The 974-nt window shown below is 70.4% G+C and carries 1 protein-coding gene; it reads right to left on the bottom strand.

The window, feature by feature from the left end; genetic code table 11:
* Positions 1-9: 9 nt before the first annotated feature.
* Entirely contained in the window at positions 10-828 is an 819-nt protein-coding gene (locus tag GJV82_RS19205) for a transposase family protein (RefSeq protein WP_155100331.1), read from the bottom strand.
* Positions 829-974 lie beyond the last annotated feature (146 nt).

Here is a 974-nt window from a genome sequence, read left to right as displayed (position 1 = left end):
GAGGTGTTCTCACCAGCATGATCGTCGGGTTCCTCGTTGGAGGTGGAGCAGGACGAGGGCTGCTGCGGTGATCTCGGTGAGACGGTGCGGGTCGAGGGTGATCATCTGCAGGGCGGGCCAGGTCTTCTTGAGCAGGGCGTTGCCGCGTTCGGCCACGGATCGCAGTCCGGTCAGGAGCTTGGTGCGGGTGACGTCGTCGACGTGTGGGTTCGCCGGGAGGCGCAGCGGGTGCCAGATCCCGGCTCCGGCGCCTTGGTAGCCGGCGTCGGCGAGGGTCGGCAGGCCCGCGGCGGCTGCGGGGTAGAGCGCGGGCAGGGCGAAGGCGCGGGCGGCGGTGATGTCGTGGGTCGAGCCGGGCGAGACCGGCGAGACCCACACGGGGTAGCCGGTCGGGTCGCACAGGACCTGGATGTTCCCGCCGTGGCGGTGGTGCTTGCCGGAGTACCAGGACTCGGCGCCCGAGGGGTTCTTCGGGCCGTGCAGCTGCATCGTCGGCACGAGGGTGCCGTCGAGGCAGACGTAGGGCCAGTCCTCGGCCCGGGCGGTGGCCAGCACGTCGTGCAGGTCGGGTGCCCGGTGGGCGATGACGTCGATGGCTTCGTGCAGGTACCGGTAGGCGGTCGCGGTCGAGATCCGCGCATCACGAGCCAGCAGGCGCAGACGAGTCGCGTCCTTGAACCAGCGCAGCACCAGCAGGGCCTGCGTGCGGGCGGTCGCGGCGCGCTGCCAGGGCCGGATATCGCGGGCGCGGCGGTGCGCCGTGATCCAGCGCGTCACGGTGGCCAGGGTGTGTGCGGGCACGTCGAGGGTGGCACGATAGGTGATCAAGCAGGGTCCCAGTCGTCCGGTTTGTGTGTTTGGCGACTTGCATCCTGGTCCTGGGACCCTGCTGCTGCCAAACCCGCTACCGGGCGAACCTGCAGGTCAGCGCGCCGTCGCGCTGGTCACCTCATCCGTCCTGGTGAGAACACCTC

The organism is Cellulosimicrobium composti (assembly GCF_009711085.1).
GTDB classification, from domain to species: domain Bacteria; phylum Actinomycetota; class Actinomycetes; order Actinomycetales; family Cellulomonadaceae; genus Cellulosimicrobium; species Cellulosimicrobium composti.
Note: the sequence above shows the minus strand (reverse complement) of the source record. Positions and strands in the feature narration are given on the sequence as shown.